The organism is Angustibacter aerolatus (assembly GCF_054776675.1).
In genome coordinates, this window is record NZ_BAAHBM010000163.1 from 1 (window position 1) to 2,545 (window position 2,545).

A 2,545-nucleotide genomic window follows, 5' to 3' on the forward strand; every position below is an offset into this window, starting at 1 on the left:
ACCGTCGCGCTGCCCACCGCCGCGCCGACCCTCGCCGGGACCGTGCGCGAGCGGCCGCGGGTGCCCGACACCCCGCCGCAGCCCTGGTGGCACGACGGTGACCCGGACGACGCGTCGTCCGTGCCGCCGACCCTGCGCGCGCCGTCCGGTGCGACCGCTGCGGGGTCGACCGCGCGGCCGTACGCCGAGCCGGTGCATCACGCCGAGCCGGTGCGCCGCCCCGAGCCGGTGGCGTACGCCGAGCCGGGTGCCGCGCCGTCGTACCCCGAGCCGGCGAGACGGCCACCGGTGCAGGAGCGTCCGGCGTGGGACCAGCCGCACGGGGCGCACCCGGCGCCGGGCGTCCCGCCGCAGCCGGGTGACCTCGCCGTGGTGCGCCCCCCGTCCCGGCCGGGCACCGTGCTCGCGCTCGCGGCGGTGGCCGTCGCCGCCTCGGCGCGCTGGCCGCTCGTGGTGCTGGTCGCCGTGGTGCTCTGGCTGGTGGTGGTGCGCACCGCCGACCACGGGACGATGGTGCTCGCGGCCCGGCGGGCGACCCGCGGACGCCGGCGCGGTGACGGCGCGCTGGTCTGGGGTGCGGCCCCCTGGTTCGTGCTGCGGGCGGTGCTCGTGACGGCGCTCGGCCTGCTGCTGCCCGCGCTCGTCGGCGCCGCGGCGGTGCTGGCCGTCGGCGCGGTGCTGCCCGGCACCGACGGCTCCGTCGACCCGCTCTCGGTCACCGCGACGGCGGCCGGGTTCGCCGCCGGCCTGGTCACCGCCTGGTGGGGTCCGTTCGGGTCGACCGCCCGCCGCGGCACCCGGCGCGTGCTGCGGGCGCTGGCGCCGCCGTCCGTCGCGCGCGTGGTCGTGCCCCTGCTGCTCGTCGCCGCCGTCGCGCTCGGCGCCTGGGCGTGGACCCAGGACGCGCCGGGCTGGGGCTCGTTGCCCGACGACGCCCGCCGCGCGGTGTCGCGCTGACCGGCCCGCGGGCGGCGCGGACGACCTAGCGGCGGCCGCGCCCGGCGGTAGCCGGCTGCTCGTCGGACGGCCCGGGCTGCTCGTCGAGCACGACCCGCTCGTCGTCGGCAGCCTGCTCGGCACCCTCGACCTGCTCGGCCTCGGCCGCCTCGGCGATCGCCTCCGGGTCGACGTCGGGCACCTGCTCGTCCTCCGCGGCGGGCGCCGCCTCGGCGGGTGCGACCGGCTCGGTCACGACCTGCGGGACGCCGCCGGTGAGCGTGGCGAGCATCTGCCGCACGTTGCCGAGCTGGGCGTTGATGCTGTCGCGGCGCTGGCTCGCGGCGGCGAGCTCGCGCTCGGACTCGGCACGCACCCGGGCGGCCTTCGACTGCGCCTCGGAGACGATCTCGGCGGCCTGCTCGCGAGCCTGCTCGAGCTCCTGCGAGGCCTTCGCGCTCGACTCGCGGGTGGTGCGCTCGGCGTCCTGGCGCATCCGCTCGATGCGGCCCTGCAGCGCCTCGAGCTCGGACTCGCTGGCCGAGCTGCGCTCCATGAAGTCGGCCTCGGCACGCTGGCGGCGCTGCGCGAGCGTCGTCTCGAAGTCGGCGGCGGCCTGGGCGGCGCGGGCACGCTGGTGCTCGTACACCGCCTCGGCCTCCTCGCGGCGGGCGGTGGCCTCGCGGTCGGCGTCGTCGAGCAGCTCGTCGGCGCGGCGCTTCGCGTCCTCGAGCACGCGGGTCGCCTCGTTGTCGGCGGCCGAGCGGCGCTCCTCGTCGTAGCGGTCGGCGGCCGCGCGGGTGGCGGCGGCGTCCGCCTCGGCCTGCTCGCGCAGCGCGTCGGCGTCGGTGCGAGCCCTGGCCCGCAGGTCGGCGCCCTCCTCGTCGGCCAGGCCGAGGATCTGCCCGATCCGGGCACCGAGCTGGCTGAAGTCGGGGCTGTCGGTGGTGGGGGCGGGGCGCGCCGACAGCTCGGCCTCGAGCGCCGCGACGCGCTGGGCGAGCTGCTCGGAGCGTGCCGACGCCTCGGTGCCCGCCTCCGCGCCGGCCCGCGCCCGCTGCAGCTGCTCGTGCAGGTCGCGCAGCCGGCTGTCGACCTCCGCCGGCTCGTACCCGCGCAGGACGGTGCGGAACTGGGGGGAGTCGCTCATGGCCGTGTGGTCACCTCGTCGGTTCGGGCTGCGTCAGCCGTGGGGGCGTGGTCGTGCGTGGGCTGCTGGGGCGCCGCGTCGACGGCGTCCTCGGTGTCGTCCGTGTCGTGCGTGTCGTCCGTGTCGTGCGCCTGGGCAGGGTCGGCGTCGTCGCCGGACGTCGGGGCGGGGACGGCGAGCGCCTCGATGACGCCGGACAGCTGGCCGAGCTCGGCGGCGATGGCCTTGCGGCGGGTGGCGAGCGAGACCAGCTCGGAGCGGGCGTCGGCGAGCAGACGGCGGGCCTCGGTGCGCAGCTGGTCGGCCTCGGTGCGCGCCTGCGTGAGCAGCGTCGTGGCCTCCTCGCGGGCGTCGCGGCGGGCGGTGTGCGCCTCGAGCTGGGCGCGGGTCAGGTCGGCGGCGGCCCGCTCGCGGAGGGTGCGGGCGCCGGCCTCGGCCTCGTCGAGCCGGCGCCGCGCG

The 2,545-nt window shown here is 79.2% G+C and carries 1 protein-coding gene and 2 pseudogenes; 1 reads left to right on the forward strand and 2 read right to left on the reverse strand.

Going from position 1 to position 2,545, the window contains the following annotated elements:
• Positions 1-957, forward strand: a pseudogene (locus ACYVI6_RS18430) (hypothetical protein); the annotation flags it as partial.
• A 25-nt stretch (positions 958-982) separates the two neighbouring features.
• Here the strand turns inward: ACYVI6_RS18430 and ACYVI6_RS18435 are convergent.
• Both ACYVI6_RS18435 and ACYVI6_RS18440 read right to left on the reverse strand, forming a co-directional pair.
• Positions 983-2,086, reverse strand: a complete 1,104-nt coding sequence (locus ACYVI6_RS18435) for a DivIVA domain-containing protein (protein ID WP_460447755.1) — start codon at positions 2,084-2,086, stop codon at positions 983-985.
• Positions 2,083-2,545: pseudogene (locus ACYVI6_RS18440) on the reverse strand (hypothetical protein); the annotation flags it as partial. The pseudogene ACYVI6_RS18440 and the gene ACYVI6_RS18435, both read right to left, overlap by 4 nt.